Genomic DNA, 18,586 nt, shown 5'->3' on the forward strand with positions numbered 1-18,586 from the left:
TTGGGGCGCTACCTCGCACTGATTACTGCCTATTTCCTGCAGGCGGCGCTGCCGCTTGTATTGCCCGTAGCCCGCAATTTCGAGTACGAGTACGTCCTGATCAGTAGTTACCTGGCGCTGATCTTGTTGCCGCTCTTGGGCTTAATGATGCCGTTACGGTTTCTGCCCTATGAAGACGGGCGCTATGCACCCGCGGTGACGTTTGATTTCTTCTGGACTTTGGTTCTCAGTCCCCTAATTGGTACTGCATTCGTTGCCGTACTTTATTGGTGGAACCGCTGTCTCTGCAGTAGCTCGGGCCTAGCCTTTTGGCTGACTTTTTTGTGGTACCCAGCATGGGTGCTCGCTCACGCATTGATGTACGGCATTCTGACGCTGAGAAGTCGAGGATTCCGTCGCTTGGCAGTGTTGGGGGCCTGGATCCTTGGTTATCTTCTTCTCGTCGTGCAGGCCGGTGCTACCCTCTGGTATGGCCCGCCGAAAAGACTGCAGCAATTGCTCACTGGTTTTTGGCACGGACCAGTGTACGACTCTTTTATTGCTGTCGATGCAGGTATGGTGCTGAAGCAGGTGGCGTTCCTGATCGCAGCGATCCTCCTCCTTGAACTGGCCCTGATGAAACGACGCCTCGTCAATTTAATATGCCAAGCACTGACGCTCGCAAGTTTGCTTCTCGTTGGTTATCAGGCATCAACGTACCCTAGCACGCAAAATACCAAGGATGGACTCGAGCGAGTTCTATCTGAGACTATCTCCGGACCTGGGTATGTGTTGCACTACCAAAAAGGTGAGGGCGACCAGGCGCGTGACCAAGCCAGTGCAGCCAAACGATTGGCACGTGATGCTGAGTTTCATCTAAGCGAACTGACGAAAACGCTGGGACTTCAACCCGCAGAAGTTCCCGAGATCCAGATCTATGTGTATGCAGATGACGACACTAAAAAACTATTATTTGGCGGTGGTGCAACCGACGTAACCGACGTGAGGATGCCGGCAATTCACATCACAAGTGATAGGTGGCCACATCCAACCCTGCGTCACGAGTTGGTGCATGCTGTCACCTCGCGCATCGCGTTCCGCGGCCTTGGTTTTCACCCTAATATGGCTCTGACTGAGGGTTTAGCTGTGGCCCTTGCGCCATCACAGCGCCAGGTGAGTCTTGATGATGGCGCTGCAGCCTTGCTAGCATCTGGGCGGCTGCCATCGGTCGAGGCATTATTTTCGCCGTATTTTTGGACTCTGAGCGGTGATCGAGCCTACACCGTGGCTGGATCTCTGATTGACTTTATCAGTAAGACGCGGGGCATTGAAGTAGTGAAGTCTCTCTACGGCGGTGATGACTTTGATAAGGCCCTGGGAACAGCTAAGGTTGATTTGATTGAGTCTTGGAAAAAGCAGATTCAAGCCAACTTCGATAAGGCTACCTATGCTATGTATAGCGAGGCTCTTTATCGAAGCCCCGGGATTCTCAATTCTCTGTGTCCCCACAGTAAGGCAGATTTACTTCGTCCCCGTGACCAAAGCGTCTACGTGCGCATGCGGCAGCCGCTGGGTTGGGATCCTGATGTCGCCTATGAGGCCTGGCTTACACAACTAAATCCGCAGGATCGAGAACCACGCGTCAGAGCTTGGCGCAATGAGGCTATGCATCTTGCAACAGAACGCGTACCAAAACTTGGCGCTATCAAGGATCTGCGCGACAGTATCGCAGCTTCACGCAAGCAACCAGCCGAGGCCATCGAAGATATTGAACTCGGCATTCTCGAGGCCGACCTTGCTGCTATCCTGGGTGATAGGGCAGGAACGATCCTGCTACTAAAGAGCCTTCAGGGAGAGAGTCAGCGCAAGTTCTTGGGCGATAGCCTGACCCGCGAGATCCATGCGCGTTTGAAGATAGAACAAACACCCCAGGTAACGACGCCGCTGGAGTGGCGACGGTACCTAGCGGGGTGGCGCAAAACCCTGCCCGCCGCTGGCGAGGGTGAGCCGTGGATTCTTACGTATTTGAAGCTCCGTAGTCCACGAGCTGCCGACATAGCCGTCGAGCAATTAAAGCAATATCTGGGTAGCACGGCGCCGGATGCATCGCTGCCGGCAACGTTTGCACAGGAATGGTACCGTGTTTTAGCCGAGAAATTAATGGCCAGGGGCGCTTACGCCGAGGCAAAGGTGGCCTACGAAAAGGCCTCGCAAGCAGCGCGGGTACCGCTCAGACCACTACTAGAGGAACATGCCCGTAGAGCAGCATTTTACGGTGCCCTACCGGCATCATGAAAACGTAAAGATCTAGGACAGCGTGTCTGAAACTTATACGGCTCGCGCGTCGCGTGTCTAGATGTGTCGTGGGTTTACGAGAAGAAATTTTTGGCATGAAAATCGCACCGCGACCGGCGACCATTAACTATTTTTCAGCAGGAATACCATGGCTATGGCTAAGATAGCAGTCCTGGTTGTCGTTCAGATCATCTATGGCTGCGGCGCAAGTAGTAATTCTGCTTTACTCGCATCGATTAGCGACGACAACAGCAGTGCTGTTGAGCTTGAGTTAACTAAACCGATCACACGCTCGCGATTGAATCAATTAAAGAGTATTTCAGTACCGGAGTTTTACCAGTCTCTACTCAGTCAATCCTCTGATGAACCTTTTGTATTTGGGGGGCAGACCATCAGTGGCGTGCGCACTCAACTGCAGGCAGCGGCGCCATTTTTTACCCGCCTCGCCACCCGTTACAAAAGTTGGGGGGATTTTGCGGTAGAAAAATTTGAGCTTGCGACGGCACCCGGTCAGCATATCACGCGCGAAGTATTTGCTAAATTGACTGGCGCATTTAAACAACGCTCCGGGGTATTCGCCAAGATTAAGATTGACCCATCAAAATCAAAGTCAAAACAGGAAGACAGACCAGCCGACACCTTGGAACTCGCAGAAACTGGGTTCAACAAAGCCAACATTGCTGCATTAGCGGCGATGTCTCTTGCGATCAAACATGGGAATCAAGTTGGGCTTGGGCTGGCAACCAATAGTGTGGGTGAAGAAGAGTGTAAAAAGATGACCGACATGTCGGCTGTTAGTCGGCTAGATTATTTCGACCCCGTAACTAAATCACAAAAGATCTGTACAGGCACGTTTTTCAGAGGTGACGCACAGTTTGACTATATGCTGACGGCAGCTCACTGTACTGAGAACGGGAAGGATTGGAATACCCTACATCCAAAAGGGTATCGAGCTGGTGGAATCGTCTTACGTAATGCGACAGCCCCGGGGAGTGCTGCTAACCCACCGAAGCCTGTGCCTCAGCCGGTAGGTTCCTCAGCTGACATTTCAGTCGTTGCATTTCCGCGTGGCACTGCACGTGGATATATGGACATAGCGTCCGTACCTCCACAAAGTTTTACCGCCGTAACGGTTGCTGGATACGGCAAAGTATCTCAGAGCATAACGTCCGATGAGCCCGCCGGCAATTTAAGGTGTGGTTCTAACGTGATCTTCGACAGTGTCGAGCAGCAGGGTGTCATTTCGCTCACCGGGCTCGGCACGGCGCGTAGTTCTATCGCACCACCCGGCAAGCAAAGCCTCGCGGCTCCCGGTGATTCCGGTGGTCCCCTCATTCGCATTAGGGACGACGGTCGACCAGAAATCATTGGTGTGGCGGCAATGGGAGGCGGTCATAACGGCCTTCCCGCAGAGAAATCCAGTTACTCCATTTATACCAGCGTCAATTCCAGCTGGAGTAAGCCCTTTATCAAACAGCGATCGGTTCTTAAGTGGGAAGACTTTCCGTTCTGCACAAACGGCTCCAATAACGGGCAGGGGCTTGGTCAGCAAGCTGGTATCGGTGGGCCAGATGGCAGCACCTGTCGCGTGCCTGCACCAGACACTACGGCAAACGGTGCAGGCACACAGGGTCAACCGGGCGCACGGCGTCAGAGCGACGATGACTGAGGGAAATCGACTGGGAAACTGAATGGTAGATAGTTTTTTGGCGTTCCATTTGGTTGTTTTAACTGCCCGTAAATAATGATGTTTTACGTTTTTTTATAAAATAGCTCAAGTTTTGATTAGCTCGAACCGATACAGAGGTACCCCATCTAGAGAAGTGAAGCGATTGCCCCTGGGGGATCCGCAGGCAGCGGACCCCAGAAGAGTGGTGCGGTTAGGTCTAGGTGGTGGTGGGGCGACCTGTGTGGTCGACTAGAGGAGCTGCGATTTGCCGTCTCATGTTTGAGAAAAACGCAAAAAGTTCCGGCAATTAAAATATTTTTTAGAGGTTGGCTCAAGTTTTCCCTGGCTGTCACCGATAGCTGATGACGTAGAGGGAAACACAGTTCCTAACGGAGTGACTGTAAGTGGCAACCTCGACTCACAAACTGCTGATCCTCGCTGTGGCGACGACATCTGACCTAGTGCTCGGTTGCTCGACTAGTAAGCCACTATACAAACCTACGCGGTCAGCGTCCTCACTCGCAGCGTTAAGTTTAGAACAAGGTGCGCCCCTGTCCGGTCAGGTGACTAAGGACGAGGGAGATTCTATCATTGCTGTCGGGCGTAACAGCGCGACGCGCGTCGTTGCATCGACCAAGAAGGGCTTCGCCTTTGAGATCGATACCGAAACTGGAACGGTAACTAAGCTACAACCACTGATGCCGGTGCGCGATCCCAACAGTTATCTTTTTACGGTATCCAAGAAATACGTGTGGGAATTTGCCGCAGCGGCAGGGACTGTAGGCCGGAATAAAAACGCCTTCGGTGGCACGCAGGTAACGATTAGCAAGGCGGACATCAAGGACCTGGTGACAGATGTGAACGCTCTTGTGCCGTTAGCCGCTTCTGAGACGCAACTTTACCTCTGTTCCAAAACCCACTTGTTAGTCTTCACGTGGCAAGGCGATAAACTAGGCCGCCAACGTATCAAGTTGTCACGCAAGATAGGTGACGACGAACCCATACTCGGCGCAGGCCCGATGAACGAAGCCGAGCCTGACAAGGCCATTTGGCTCGCAACCGCAAAAAAGCTCATGTTATTCAATGGAGCTTCTTGGGGCGAGAAGAGCTTCTCCGTTAACAGCGCTCAAGGTGAATTTGAGTTCGTTTCACTCTATTTTAAATCCGAGACGGAAAAACAGCCCAGCGACCCCATCATCGGACTTATGGAGTCCGGAAGTCTCGCAACGCTGGTAGTCGCCGCATCGAGTAAACCAGCGGCGCAGGCAGACGCGGCTACTACAACCGCTCAGGGCGAGGTGGCCAAATGAGATCGCTACTGAGACACCTGATCGTAATTCTTTGTGCTTGCTCACTGAGCGGATCCCTGGCGTGCTCAGATACCAAGCCAAAAGTGAGCGCGCCAAAGATCACAAAAAAACAACCAGGTGGTCCCGGGACCAAAAAGACGCAACGCGAGATGACCGAAGACGAGGCTATGGCTTTCCTAACCGAGCAATGTGCTGGATGCCATGCGCCTGGCGCACCTATGGCGATCACCTGGGAGATGCCCGAGGCCAAAGATTTGTCGGCAACTGCGATTATGAAAATGGATACCAACGGCGTTATGTACCAAACTATGGTCAACCGCTACAACGATACTCCTGCTGGACAGCAGCCGACCCCGATGCCTCCGTCTATTCCCGACGAGAAACGGGCGGAGCTTGGGCTGTTTCTTGAATGGATGCGTATCAATTTGCCCTCCGCTGTCGCTGGTGCCGAAGCAGTTTACGGTGGTGCCGCACAGTTTGGGAGTACCATTGCGATCAATTTGACTTACGAGTGTAGTCAGGTCACTAAGGGGCGTGACTTTGTCTTTAGATTCTTTAATCGTGCCTTTGGACGGCCACCACGAATCGAAGAGTTAGACCAATACCTTCCTGCGACTGAGCGTGATCAGCCCATTACCGACGAGCGGCGGGCGCAAATAGCGGCTCTCATTCAGGATGCAGCGCTTAAACAAGAATTTTATAAATACGGGCTCAAACTCTTCGCGGAGCAAGTCAGCAACGCCGGGTCACTGACTGCAAATCCGGCGGCTGGGTTTGAGATAAACGCAGCAACAGTTCAGGATCTTAAGCAAGAATTTTACCAGACGCTTCTCAAGTATATTGAGACTACCTCTTACAAAGACATCCTCTTGATGCCCAAAGTGCAGGTGACTCCTAACACTGCGAAGCTTTACAATTTCGATAGTGCGCGCAGCCCGGGCAAAGGGGTTGCCTGCACCAATACGGCCGCCAACACCTGGGCCGAGTGTGATCTTTCGCCGAAACGCGGCAACTTTTTCGGTACCGTATCGTTCCTAAATTCAGCATCGTCGAGTTTTCTCGAGACTAATAACAATTATCGGCGCGGTGGTAATATCTTCGGTGTGATCGCTGGCCAACTTCTGATGGCGCAGACCAATGGTCCAAAAGGCGTGAAGCCTGATCCCGTACCCGATTGCATTACCACCAAAGACGGCCGCATGGTGGCCGAAAATCCGAAGAACCTCAACAGTAATAAAGCGCCGCGAGGGGCAACCGCCGTGCCTAAGAGTGGAGCCATCTGTCAAGGCTGTCACCTCTACAAAGGCTTACACCTGGCGTCTTATGTGTTCCGGCCATTTGACCAGTATGGGTTAATGTTCCCAGCCACTACTGCATTCAACACCAACAATATGGCCAACCCTTATCGCGCAGCAGTGCAGATGGCGTCTGCCGAGGGTGTAGTGAACGGTCAGGACGCTGATGCAGCAGTCACCCAGGTGACAGCCGCGACGTTGTCGCAACTCTATGGTGAGAACGATACTCTCGAGCCCCAATGTCTGAACGACCGTTCTGGCAAAAAACTAGCTGACGTCAGTAACGTCGGAGATCTTACCAAGCATCTAATTGGTGACGGGAAAATTCTGGTCAACGGACTGTCACGGTACTTGCCGTCCGTGCTGTTTAATATGGGAACCACTAACCAAGAAATCGTCGCTGCTGTAGCCAGCGCTTATACCAAAGGGGAGGGGAAGTTACTGCCTGTGTTCGAAGCATTCTTTAACACACAGACATTTGCCTGCGCGACTGCTAGTGAAAATTAGTCGTATGGGGAGGTTTCGTCGTGAAAAAGAAAGCATTGATCGTGTTACCCATGCTGCTCCTAGTGGCATGTGCGGGAGGGGGGACATCAGGTTTGGGTTCGAAAGTCGGAAAACAGAGTAGTGCCTCAGCATTTCGGCGTGACGAAGTGACGGCGCAGAAAGATGGGGATGTCGGGGTCCTTGGGGGCGCAGCATTTACGGTGAAGAATTACTTACAGCTGAAAGGCGTAGCAGATCAGTGCCTGGGTGCTGGCTTGGGCACGGTGACAGCGGACATGTTCACCGAGCTTTGTCCCGGTAAGCAGGCGAGCGAGAAACCGCCACTCAAGAATGATCAAAAAGTCATTCTAGGGCGTGATAAGTGCGGGCTTATCGGTACTAACATTATCGAAGCCAACAAGTCGCGTCTGTGGGATCCGGAATCGGCAGCGCGGACGACCACGTTAGCTAACACGCTAAATCCCGATTATCTATCGGCCTTGGCGGAAGTGGCTGATGTTTATACGCACGGGATACCGGAACCGATGACTTTATGCGGGACGGTTGAAGCGGCAACACGCCTTGCTGGCAACTGTCTGGGTCAGTTTGAACCAGCGGCATTAACGGCGGCGGTGAATCATTTGCAGACGCAGTGTGCTAAGGGGAGCAAAGAGGCCCGCGAGGCGATCGCGACGATGATAGGTTCAGCGGCATTTGCTGCAAATTCTAAATTGTGAGCATTTGGGGGCGGGTTATGAAAAAGAATGAAAACAAAAATCAAGTCGATAGCCGCGCTGGGGAGCAGCAGCTACTAAACATGCAGCGTCGTGCCTTTCTGCGCAACGCCATGCTAGGTGGACTCGGCTACGGTGCTTACAGTTTTCTAAAGCATCAGGGCATCGGTCACGTCGGAAACTTCGTTCGTGACAGTTTGAATCATGCGGGAATGACACCGTTTAATGCCATTGACGTCATCAATGATGCCCTGCGTGGCGGTCCGTCGCTTTTAACACTGAGCCAAGCGATGGCAGCGGGCAACGATAAGCCGGCAGTGTTTCACGTGTTTTACGCGACCTCGCATGACATCCGTAATGAGCTCTATCTGATGGACTACGGGGCCCAGTACAACCAATTTGGCGCTGGCAGTGTGAGCGCTGGCGCAAACCCCATGAACCTTGCAGGAGCGATGGCAACAAAAGCTCCTGCGCCTCTGGACCGGCTTAACAAGTGGGCCTTCGATATTTTGACAACGGGCAAAATCAACGGGACCACGGCGATCGCGCCTGACGCGGCTAATGCGCCTGCGCTCGACGCCGGTAAGATCGCAAAGATCTCACTCTTAGCTGGTGTCGGGATGCCCGGTAGTCAAGGCGTGCATCGCAACGCTGTGATTCCAGGTGTGGGTAACTTAGAATACGTCGTGCAACAGGCATTCGCTAACTATAGCCCCGTCGGTGCTGTCGTGCTCGGCACCTCAGGATTTGACGGCGCGGGTGCGGTGCAGATTCCGGGGCGAAGGGTCGCTCAGTTTGTTAACTCGATCGAGATTCCAGGCAATTATATGCCGCGCGAAAAAGCCTCCAACCCGGTCGAAATATTTGACGACCTCACTGGGTCTGCGACCGTAAAAGCGGTGCGTGGGCAGATGCTGGACGCCTACGAAAAACTCAAGGCGCAAGTGGCGAGCCTGCGTCAGTTCTCGACGATGGCTGATGCCACCTTTGGCACCTACGGTCAGCGTCGGATCGAGGGGCTTGCGGGTATGCGGATGTTCGCCAATCTCTTCCAGGCAGGGCTAGCAAATCTGGGTAGCGTTGGGATGAACTCCTTTGACTTCCATGCTACCGATGCAATGAGAGCTCCCAACGGTGCGACCGGCAACATGCTGACCGAAACAGCTCAGGCACTTGCCGGTGTTTATTACATCGCGCAATCTGCTTTTGCTGCAGAGAAGGATGCCATCGTGCACCTAAGCACCTGCAGTAACCGCAGCCAGGACTGGGTAAACGACAACCAGCATGTTTCGACACTCACCTTTATAATCAAAGGTTCGGGTGATGCGAGCCCGTTTGCCAAAGTGCCGCAGCAGACTCTGCTGATTGCCGATAACGCCCGGAACATGTACGCCGAAGGCCCGGGACAGGCGCCTACCTTTACGGGAGAGGCAGCGCAGCAGCTGGGTGTTGGCCCAATGGGGCGTGTAGGGAGCATCGAAGCTGGCATTGTCGACGCGGTCGGCAAGGCGATAGGCCAGACCCCAGCAGTGACTCTGGCAAGTCCGGCAGCTAAGATTATTTAGCTGCAACTCGGTTGCGGCCTTAAGACTTCTAGGCCTTTACTCACAGCAGCGGTATGATCGTATCTCGAACTTTTCGGGGTAGGGTCGTACCTGCTAGCTTGAGGAGGGTGCTATGAAGGACTTGCTGCAGCAACTAGTTAAAGGCCAAAGTGGCTTTGTTGAGTTGCGCTATCATAAACGAATCTCGAACTCTTTTATGGCGCAAAAAGGCCGGGTCGACGTCGCTAATCACTCCATTACTGAGGGTGTAGGTGTGCGCGCTCTGGTTGGCAATGCCTGGGGTTTTGCTGCTACCGCTGACATTAGCGAAGCGGCGATTAAGCGCGCCATGAAGCAGGCTCAGGAAAACGCCATGGCCCTTGCTAAGGCTAGAGCTAAGGGTGAGCTGCACCTGGCGCGTGGACGCCTGAGCACGGCCGCGTTCACTGGACCTGGATATGATGAGCTGATAGCGATGCCGCTTGCTGACAAGTTGGGGCAGATAGTTGGTCTGGAGCGCAAATTGGCGCAAGCCTCGCACAAGATGCATACGGCACGTTGTCGCTACAATGAGATTATTGAAGAGAAGGCTATTGTAACTTCCGACGGTGCGGCTTGCTCCCTCAGGCTGGCGCAGCCAGAACTGTCGCTCACGGCGATCGCCGAAAAAGATGGGGAGCGGGCCACCGGACAACGTGGCGCAGGTGTTAGTGGCGGCTGGAATTGCCTTTTAGCGCACCCATCCCTTATGGATGCAGTCGATGCGACGGCTAAAACCGCGGTCGATCTCCTCAGTGCCAAGTACCCTGAGGGTGGCCAGAAGACGGTGATCCTGTCCCCTGCGGTGGTAGGTCTCCTCTGTCACGAGGCGATCGGGCACACGGTTGAGGCAGACTTTGTGAAGGCCGGATCTGTTGCCCAAGGTAAGATCGGTCAGCGCGTCGCTTCGGATCTGGTCACCATGGCTGATAGCGGCCGCGAAACCATAGCCGGATATGCGGTAGGCAACCTGCCATTTGATGACGAGGGCGTGGAGACGGAAAACACCGTCATCATCGAAAAGGGCATGCTTAAGTCATACCTGCATAATCGTGAGACAGCAGCTGAATTTGGTGTGGCGCCGACCGGCAATGCGCGGGCCTGGTTATTTAACGATGAGCCACTAATCCGCATGCGCAATACGTACCTCATGCCCGGCACTAGCCGCCTAGCGGATATGATCGCTGGCATTGACGATGGCTACTTGGTTGAAGGTGCGGGTTCAGGGCAGGCCGATGCCAACGGCGAATTTATGTTTGGCACAGGTTATGTTTACCGCATCAAAGGCGGCAAAAAGACCGAGCTGCTTCGCGAGGCAACCCTTTCGGGTATCGCCTTTGATGTGCTGAAAACGGTCGATGCGGTGAGTGAGGAGTTCCTCTGGGATTTGGGTACCGGTTACTGCGGCAAGGGTCAAGCTGCCAAAGTTGATGCCGGCGGTCCTTACGTACGCTGCAAGATTACGGTCGGAGGGGAGCAGAAATGAGCGCTAAACATGAAGTCAATGATTTGGATTTGACCCAGGTAGCAAGCAGTTTAGAGCGGCTAGCTGAATTTGGCTTATCTACAGCCAAGAAGTTAGGCGCGGATGCTGCAAAGATTAGCACCGGCGCGTCATTTGAGAAGCGCCTGGTCGTAGATAACAAAGAGTTTACTCTGGCCAACAGTCTAGCCTCTCGCAGTATTGGCATCGTCGTCCACAAGGATCAAAAAAAGGGCTCAGCCTCAGTCAATATCACCAATGAGGAGAGCATTAAACACGCAGTAGAGAGTGCTCTGGCGCTGGCCAAGTATTCGGTTCCAGACCCAGATTTAGTGTTTGCCAGTAAGGCTGAGGCACCAAAGGCCAAGGCTCTTGACTTCCTGTTTGAGGACAAACTCGCTCATCTCGACCTCGCCGCGATGACGGCTGATATGCAGGAGACCCTAGGGCGTCTAGGCGCTGATCCGAGGCTGGCCTTAGAGCGCTACGAAATGGCCGTAAACGTTTCGTTTCATGCCCTCGCTAGCACCACGGGTATGACGCAGGCGGAGCGTCAAACGATGGCTAGTTGGTCATTTATGGGTATGGGGCGGTCGGGTGACGAAGTCACGGGCTTTGACTACGACGGGAATTTTTCCTTTACTGCTGATGCCATCTTGCAGCGCAGTCTCACCGATGCTGATCGCTTTGTAAAACGGGTCCTTGGACTCTTCAATCCAGTCAGGTGCCCAAGTTATCGTGGCGCGGTGCTGCTCAGTCCACGTGCAGTTCAAGAGCTCTTACTAGGTATGATGCTCTACCATGCTGGTGGTAGGCAGGTCATGGACGGCAAGAGTCGGTGGGATAAATCGGTCGGCAGCAAGGTGGCGTCGTCCCTATTCACACTGACGGATCTGCCTCATGACGTTCGGTTTTCCGGGGCGACTGCCTTTGATAGCGACGGGGTGCCCACCCGGAGTCAAAGTATTGTAGAGAGGGGTGTACTCACGCGGCACCTGCACGATTGTTATAGTGCAAAGCGCTGTCATGCGAGCACTACGGGGACGGCAGGTGGACCTTTTGCACTGTCTCTGAGCGCGGGTGACAAAGCTCTTGCCACTATCCTGAAGGAGCACGATCAACTTCTCGTGGTGGACCGGTTTTCCGGCAACTCGGATCCCATAAAAGGTGACTTCAGCGGTGTGGCAAAAAGTAGCCGCCTTTTCCAACATGGCGACGATCGCGGCAGTGTGACGGAAACTATGATTGCAGGTAACTTTTTTGCCATCGCTGATGCTGTCTTAGCCGTTAGTAAAGAAGTCGAAATCGTCAGCGGTGGATTTGTCAGTCCCTACGTGCTGGTTGACGGAGTCTCGGTAACTGGCGAGTAGTAGAGTCGTTCGCAGCGTCATTAGACAGGGGAAATCATTTGGTTACATCGTTGAAAAGGCGGGGTAATCAAATGATTTTTACTTTTCACTCAAGTTCCTGCACCTATCATCCGACACCCTCATGAAGAGACGCTGAAGCGCATTGCTGATGTGTCCTCAGGATTTGAAGGATAAACAACTAGAGGGGTCCAGGATGATCGTTCAAGTAAAACACCATTTATTAGCTCTGATAGCTTGTGGTGCTGTGACTCTCGCCTGTTCGACCGAATCGGCGTCTTCGAAGGGGTCCAGGCAAGCAGCGAAGCCGTCGCGACTGATCGACGGTGACGATGATGAAGCTGGTGACGAAGACGATGCGGATCTCGATGCCTGCGGGCTTGATGGCGATACGTACAGCCTCGCATTGAATAGCACTGACGACGATAGTTGGGATACTGACCAGTGTGACCCGGACGTCGCGGCACCCAAGACGAATGCGCTGCCTAAAGGTAATCCAGGTGCACCAAATCCCACGACGACGACCCTACCACCAACCACAGCCCAGGTGCCTCCTACAATTGGCGGTGGACTTGGCGGTGGTGGCTTAGGCTCAGGTGCAGGTGGGCTCGGTGGCCTCGGTGGTGGTGGAGCAGGTGGCCTCGGTGGCCTCGGTGGTGGTGGAGCAGGTGGCCTCGGCGGACTAGGCTCTCTCCTTGGTGGTGCAGGTGGTGGTGGCTTGGGCTCTTTACTCGGTGGTGGTGGCGGCTTTGGTTCGCTCCTAGGTGGTCTCTTTGGGGGGCTAGGTGGCACACAGCCAGGCAGCCCGTAATTTTAACGAAGCTAGCGGTTACGAATCATGATGCACCTTTCTCGCACCTTCATCTTCACGCAACTTCTTGGGGCATTGGCGTGTAAGCCCCAAGTGGAGCCGACAATGGATGCTGGTACGCGCTCCGAACCGCCAAGGCCAGTAGCTGCAGCCCTCACTGGTCTTGGAAATTGCACGATTCGCGCATTGAGAATACCGACCGACGACTATCGGTACACCTACTATGATCAATTAGCGAAACTTGCGACTAGTAAACTCGATGCAGAGCGAGGTCCTTGTGACTTTGACGCGGTGCCTTTTATGTCTCACTCGCGCAAGTTCACTGAGTTGCGAAACAATAAATTGGATATCGTTGGTAACGTTTCTTCAACCGACCTCGAAGAAAGACATCAGCCGATAAAAATACCAGTGCTGATGGGTCTGCATGGAGTTCGTCTTTTAGTTATTAAAAAGGGTCAGGAGGCTAAATTCAGCGGCGTCAAGTCATTAGATGACCTCCGCAACTTGACAGCCGGAGTGGTGCATGACTGGCAGGTGGCTGATGTTCTGAATGAAAACAGTTTACCTGTAACAACCAACGACGATTACGAGTCGTTATTTCGTATGTTAGAAAGAGGTCGCATCGATTACATTCCTTTAGCCATATTTGAAGTAGTCAAGGAAGTCGCCAGACGCCCCCAGTACGGCATCGTAGTCGAACCAAGTTTGCTTTTGCAGTACCCTAGTACCGACTACTTTTTTGTCAATCCGGCACGTCCAGAATTGCGAGATCGCTTGACCCAAGGGCTACGCCGGGCGATTGGCGATGGCTCGCGTAGTCGCTTGCTTGAGAGTATTTATGGCATGAGGGCGATCATCAAAGAGACGGCTATCAGTAGTCGTCAGGTCATCACTCTCGGCAACTCCGCTGACCCACCTGATGCACCTCGAGATGAGCCTGCGTTCTGGTATCAGCTTGATATTGCCAAGCGAGATACCCTGTAGACACAAGGCGGCCGAGAAGTAGCGCTGTAGTCATAATCAAGGCACCTGGTTGCTCTGTCGTGATGAGGCCCAGCCACGCCGTCGCTACTATGGTGAGTCCTTCTGCGATACTAGCTAATGTGACTCGTTTGGTTCGATGCCGGTGAATATTTGCTGCGACCAAATAGCAAAATAACATGGATATGACCGGAATCGGTGCTGCAATACGCAGCGGCACGCGTGCAAATGCTGCTAGCTCCGTCGTAAGCCCCGCAACTGCGGTCAACCAAATATCCACGAACGGTGTGTATGCTAGCGCCCCAATCAGGAATGCGAGGACCGCCGTTATGCCAAGGGTGAATCTGCCGACCTTTCCATGAGCCGCTGCACCAGCTCCAAGGAGAGCAACGGTGGCATCCTGTAAGGCAAGGCTAAATGAAGCAAAGACGAAGATGAACGTGCCAATGACGGGCAGTACGGCCAATGAGTCCACACTTGCGACGGAGCGACCGAGGAAAAAGGTCACGATGGGCTCAGTGCCTAACGAAATAAAAGCGGTGATAATGAGTGGGTAGTAAAACTTCCAAAAAGCTCTCTGACTCAATGGTTCGCCCGAGCTTTGGCGGTGCGCCACTTGCCTTATGTGCTTCCGCGCCATAAAGCGAACCGCCAACCATTCGGCGACAACCCCAGCCGTGAGACCAGCACAGCCGACTTCAGCACCGCTGAAAAATCCAGACTTAGCAGTGCCTAGGCAAGCAATTCCTGTGGCTAGCACCCTGGCAGTGCCACTTATGGTGATTTGGCGCGCTGCGCCAGAGCTGAGCGCAATACCTTGATAAAAACGCCTCATGCCTATCGCTGCCGGCCAGGGCACTAGCCATACGAGAGCGGAACGGGCTGTCCAGGCGACAGTGGTCTCGATACCCATGATGCTTTCGGCCAACCAATCGAAAAGACGCGGATAGGACAGGACTGCCATGATCACAGTCACAAGTAAATTGAGGATCAAATTGTTGCGAAACAAAAGACGGTAGCGCTGCTGGTCATGGCAAAGAGCGGAAGTGGCATTGGTCATCATGACGATGGGAGCCTCGACAATCAGACCGATGGCTGAGGCAATGCCAAATGCAGCTAGGTTTATCTTGGGGTCCGGTAAAGTGGCGACCATAGTCGCCACGATTTGATACGACACGGCCATGAGTAGCCATGTCGCCGTGAGCGGAAGCCAGAGACGCAAAATATAGCGAAAGCTGAGTGTCACGGGGTTCCTAAGTTTTAGTACGCCTTAGGCCCCAATCAAATTTTGGCCGCACACTCGCAAAACTTCGCCAGAAATTCCACTTGCTCCAGGGGTACTGAAAAACACCACGGCCTCCGCAACGTCAAGCGGCAAGCCACCTTGGTTAAGAGCGTTAAAGCGACGCGCAACCTCTCTGATGGCAGTTGGCATGGCCGCTGTCATCCGCGTCTCGATGAATCCAGGAGCTAGCGCGTTGACGGTAATTTCGCGGCTTGCGGCCACTTTGGCTAGTCCTTTAACACCGCCGATGAGTCCCGCTTTGGCGGCGGCGTAGTTGGTTTGACCAGCATTACCGGCAATTCCGCCGATGGATGCCATAGAAATAATACGACCACCGTTAGGCATGAGCATCTGATTGTTGTCGGATCTTGCGGCGAGAATCGCCTCGCTCAGCTTTAGAGGAGCTAGCAAGTTGATCCGGACGGCGTCATCCCACCAGTCACGTGGCATGCGTGCCAGGGTTTTATCGCGCGTGATGCCAGCATTATTGACCAAGATATCGATCGTAGAATGATGCGCTTGAAGATAGTTAACAATGGTACTCACGGCGGCGGGCTCAAGGAGGTCGACCGTCAGGCTAGAGCCCTTAATTTCTGTCATGAGGGCCTGCAAATTGTCGCGTGCCGCTGGGCGGTCGTGACCGATCACGGTGGCCCCCTCTTCGGCTAAGCGGCGCGCAATGGCAGCGCCAATACCTTGAGCGGCGCCGGTGACGAGGGCAACTTTGCCGAGCAAGGACTGAGTGAAGGGCGCCACCTCAGCGCCGGCGGCAGCCCCTACGCGGAGGCATTGACCGGAGATGAAGGCACTGCGCTTGGACAGGAAGAACATAAGTGGCCCACGCAGGGCCTCTGGCGTATCGCCGCATTTGCCAATCTGTAAGACTTGCACCGTGGCACCGCGGCGCCCAATCTCCTTGCCCAAGCTCTTGACGAAACCGGTCAACGCACTTGAGACTGCCGCAGCCTCGGGCGTTGTGGTCGCATCTGTGGCGCACCCGAGGATGACGATATGGCAGTTGCTGGCAATCAGGCTTAGACGGGGCCGCATAAAATCATAGAGCGACCCGAGATCGTCAATGCTCGTAGCCTGACTCATGTCAAAAACTATGGAGTTTAGCTTAGGGCTACTAATAAGGCTTGGGGCTAATTCAGCGCCAGCTCCACCCACCAGCTCGCTCAGAAAATTCATGAGCTTTGAGTTCCTGGTGCCCCCAATAGCGCTGTGGTGGCCACTGAGTTCTTGCTCTGACCACGGTGCGGTCGCGCGTTCCAATGATTCTGGCAGCGGCAGCGGTAATTTAAGTTGCTTTACCAGACGTCTGGCAAAAGGCCGGCGGCTGACTTCAAGTAGTAGATCGCTCATGCAGTGATCTCCTTTGGCCCAATGGTGGCTATGGCGTGCGGTTTATCTGCAGTTCGGTTCAGGAGCCTAAGTTCGACTTGGCCGGCTCTTTTTAGACTGGGCCACCGTCTGTAGACTACAGTCGCCGGCAATGTGATCGGCTGTTTAAATGTACATTCAAAGGCGATATTTGACTCGTGACACAAGTCAGGCTCAGTGCCGGCTAGCCTCATCTCTACCCACGATCCATGGACGATGGCTCCCTTGAAACCAAAGACTCGTGCGGTGAGAGCAGTCAAATGTATGGGATTGATGTCGCCGGTTGTCAGGGCAAATTTGCGGGAGAGGCCGCTCTCGAGGCGCCACTGCTCGCTATGAGCACCCACACCATCAAGTGGCGGTCGCGCCGCATGAGTGGGCAGACCATGGTCTAGATGATGTGAGCTGCGACGCAGCATGGTGGCCCTACCGCGCCAGACGCATTCATCGCCCACGGAAATGTCGGTGCAAAGATCAAATTCAGCACCCTTGTCAGTGTCGCGATGCCCCTCGATCGAGCAAGTGGCAGCGATCGCCGCGCCTGCGCTGATCGGTCGGATTTGATGAATCTCCGTACGCACGTGCACGGTACCCATCAGCGAGAAGGGAAAGCGGGGATCAAGCATATTTGCCAAGTGCGTTGGAAAGGCATAAATAAACGGAAACGTGATGGGCAGATACCCGGCGCTAGGGTAACGTGTCAGCCGGCACAATGCGTTCAGTGTGCGCTCGGAGACAATTTGCGGCGGTATTTTAGTCTCGATGCGCGGAATAGTGGCATCCGCAGCTAATCCGCCACGGAAAGTCAGGGCTGCACGAACATAGTTGAGTGGATTCATCATCAGAAGATTCATCACAAAGAGCCCGTAACAGGTCGATCAAACATTGTTTGGCAGCATCATAACGGCTGCATCGGCGCTTGTCAGGAAAATTATACGGGATCGTCATTCGTGGCTTAGGGTGCGGTTCTCTTACTGCGACTTAGGGCTATATAGGCGCTGTTTAGCATGTCATCGACGGTTGCACCGCGGGAGAGGTCGTTCATCGGCAGTCTCAGTCCTTGGAGGATCGGACCATAGGCTTCGAAGCCACCGAGCCGCTGGGCTAGCTTGTAGCCGATATTGCCAGCATTGAGGTCAGGGAAGATGAAGCAGTTGGCTTGCCCTGCGACCGGGCTGCCTGGGGCCTTACGGGCGGCGATGGCGACGTCAAAGGCTGCGTCAAACTGCAGCTCACCGTCACTAATGATACTAGGATAAGCGGCGCGGAATCCCTGAGCCGCGGCTGCTACGGTGGCCTGTGCCGCATGGTGGGCTGACCCCTTGGTGGAGAAAGACAGGAAAGCCACGCGCGCAGGCACATCCGGCTGGAGCTCTTGCCACGTCTGGACCGATGCAGCGGCGATATCGATGAGCTGCTCGGTGGTTGGAGAGATGACGACGCCGCAGTCGGCAAAAAGATAGGTGGCCTCAGAGCTGAGGGCGCCCAAAGCGCCAGCTGGACGGTGCATGATGAAGGAGCCGCTTACCGTTTTGATCCCGGTGGCCAGGCCGACAGTCTTGATTCCAGCGCGGATGACTTCCGCGGTGGTAGCCTGATTGCCGCCCAGGACGGCGTCGAGTTGGCCTGAAACCAGGTGGGTCGCCGCCAGCTGCTGCCGCGCGGCGCTGCCGAGTTGGGTCCCCGTCGGTGCTGCCCAGACCAGGCCTGTGGATACCCGTTCCAGATCGATGCCATGATCTCGGGCCAGCTCAAGGGTGTCGGACTTGGCCGTGTAGAGGCTGACTGAGGCGACCGTACCTTCGCTAAGTAGCTGTAATGCAACACTTAGTGCCCTGGGATCGGCGCTGTCGGTGAGCCCCAGACGACCCGGTACTAGACGGCACTCATTCTTAAGACGGTCTTTAAAGGGCAAAAAACTAGTC

At 54.2% G+C, this 18,586-nt stretch carries 13 protein-coding genes and 1 pseudogene; 10 read left to right on the forward strand and 4 right to left on the reverse strand.

What is annotated here, in order from left to right; genetic code table 11:
• The 10 genes and pseudogenes from FJ146_06290 (at window position 1) to FJ146_06335 (ending at window position 13,996) form a co-directional block, all read left to right on the forward strand.
• Entirely contained in the window at window positions 1–2,274 is a 2,274-nt protein-coding gene (locus FJ146_06290; protein ID MBM4251562.1) for a hypothetical protein, read from the forward strand.
• A 148-nt stretch (window positions 2,275–2,422) separates the two neighbouring features.
• Window positions 2,423–3,943 (forward strand): S1 family peptidase, encoded by a 1,521-nt coding sequence (locus tag FJ146_06295; protein ID MBM4251563.1) that lies wholly within the window; start codon window positions 2,423–2,425, stop codon window positions 3,941–3,943.
• A gap of 404 nt (window positions 3,944–4,347) precedes the next feature.
• Complete coding sequence (locus tag FJ146_06300) at window positions 4,348–5,253, forward strand: hypothetical protein (protein ID MBM4251564.1); 906 nt, start codon at window positions 4,348–4,350, stop codon at window positions 5,251–5,253.
• Complete coding sequence (locus FJ146_06305; protein MBM4251565.1) at window positions 5,250–7,055, forward strand: hypothetical protein; 1,806 nt, start codon at window positions 5,250–5,252, stop codon at window positions 7,053–7,055. Before FJ146_06300 ends, FJ146_06305 begins: the two co-directional genes overlap by 4 nt.
• A 20-nt stretch (window positions 7,056–7,075) precedes the next feature.
• Window positions 7,076–7,771 (forward strand): hypothetical protein, encoded by a 696-nt coding sequence (locus FJ146_06310; GenBank protein MBM4251566.1) that lies wholly within the window; start codon window positions 7,076–7,078, stop codon window positions 7,769–7,771.
• 17 nt (window positions 7,772–7,788) lie between these two features.
• A complete protein-coding gene (locus FJ146_06315; protein MBM4251567.1) occupies window positions 7,789–9,333 on the forward strand; it encodes a hypothetical protein in 1,545 nt (514 codons plus the stop codon).
• Window positions 9,334–9,445: 112 nt separating this feature from the next.
• Entirely contained in the window at window positions 9,446–10,837 is a 1,392-nt protein-coding gene (locus FJ146_06320; GenBank protein ID MBM4251568.1) for a TldD/PmbA family protein, read from the forward strand.
• On the forward strand, window positions 10,834–12,204 hold the full coding sequence (locus FJ146_06325) for a TldD/PmbA family protein (GenBank protein ID MBM4251569.1): 1,371 nt from the start codon (window positions 10,834–10,836) through the stop codon (window positions 12,202–12,204). The genes FJ146_06320 and FJ146_06325 overlap by 4 nt, the downstream gene beginning before the upstream one ends.
• 559 nt (window positions 12,205–12,763) lie before the next feature.
• Window positions 12,764–13,012 (forward strand): annotated as a pseudogene (locus FJ146_06330) (dicarboxylate/amino acid:cation symporter).
• A 27-nt stretch (window positions 13,013–13,039) separates the two neighbouring features.
• A complete protein-coding gene (locus FJ146_06335) occupies window positions 13,040–13,996 on the forward strand; it encodes an amino acid ABC transporter substrate-binding protein (GenBank protein MBM4251570.1) in 957 nt (318 codons plus the stop codon).
• Here the strand turns inward: FJ146_06335 and FJ146_06340 are convergent.
• From FJ146_06340 to FJ146_06355, 4 genes are all read right to left on the reverse strand, one after another.
• Complete coding sequence (locus tag FJ146_06340) at window positions 13,902–15,239, reverse strand: hypothetical protein (protein ID MBM4251571.1); 1,338 nt, start codon at window positions 15,237–15,239, stop codon at window positions 13,902–13,904. The two genes, FJ146_06335 and FJ146_06340, sit on opposite strands and share 95 nt — an antisense overlap.
• Before the next feature lie 24 nt (window positions 15,240–15,263).
• A complete protein-coding gene (locus FJ146_06345; GenBank protein ID MBM4251572.1) occupies window positions 15,264–16,643 on the reverse strand; it encodes a 3-oxoacyl-ACP reductase in 1,380 nt (459 codons plus the stop codon).
• Complete coding sequence (locus tag FJ146_06350; GenBank protein MBM4251573.1) at window positions 16,640–17,518, reverse strand: hypothetical protein; 879 nt, start codon at window positions 17,516–17,518, stop codon at window positions 16,640–16,642. Before FJ146_06350 ends, FJ146_06345 begins: the two co-directional genes overlap by 4 nt.
• 98 nt (window positions 17,519–17,616) lie before the next feature.
• The coding region (locus tag FJ146_06355) for a phosphate acetyltransferase (GenBank protein ID MBM4251574.1) at window positions 17,617–18,586 on the reverse strand (970 nt) is incomplete at its 5' end.

The organism is Deltaproteobacteria bacterium, assembly GCA_016874735.1.
GTDB lineage: Bacteria > Bdellovibrionota_B > Oligoflexia > Oligoflexales > CAIYRB01 > CAIYRB01.

Coding starts and splice junctions, on each gene's coding strand:
- FJ146_06335 (MBM4251570.1), top strand. CDS start 13,040: ATGATGCACCTTTCTCGCACCTTCATCTTCACGCAACTTCTTGGGGCA.
- FJ146_06315 (MBM4251567.1), top strand. CDS start 7,789: ATGAAAAAGAATGAAAACAAAAATCAAGTCGATAGCCGCGCTGGGGAG.
- FJ146_06305 (MBM4251565.1), top strand. CDS start 5,250: ATGAGATCGCTACTGAGACACCTGATCGTAATTCTTTGTGCTTGCTCA.
- FJ146_06345 (MBM4251572.1), bottom strand. CDS start 16,643: ATGAGCGATCTACTACTTGAAGTCAGCCGCCGGCCTTTTGCCAGACGT.
- FJ146_06320 (MBM4251568.1), top strand. CDS start 9,446: ATGAAGGACTTGCTGCAGCAACTAGTTAAAGGCCAAAGTGGCTTTGTT.
- FJ146_06325 (MBM4251569.1), top strand. CDS start 10,834: ATGAGCGCTAAACATGAAGTCAATGATTTGGATTTGACCCAGGTAGCA.
- FJ146_06295 (MBM4251563.1), top strand. CDS start 2,423: ATGGCTATGGCTAAGATAGCAGTCCTGGTTGTCGTTCAGATCATCTAT.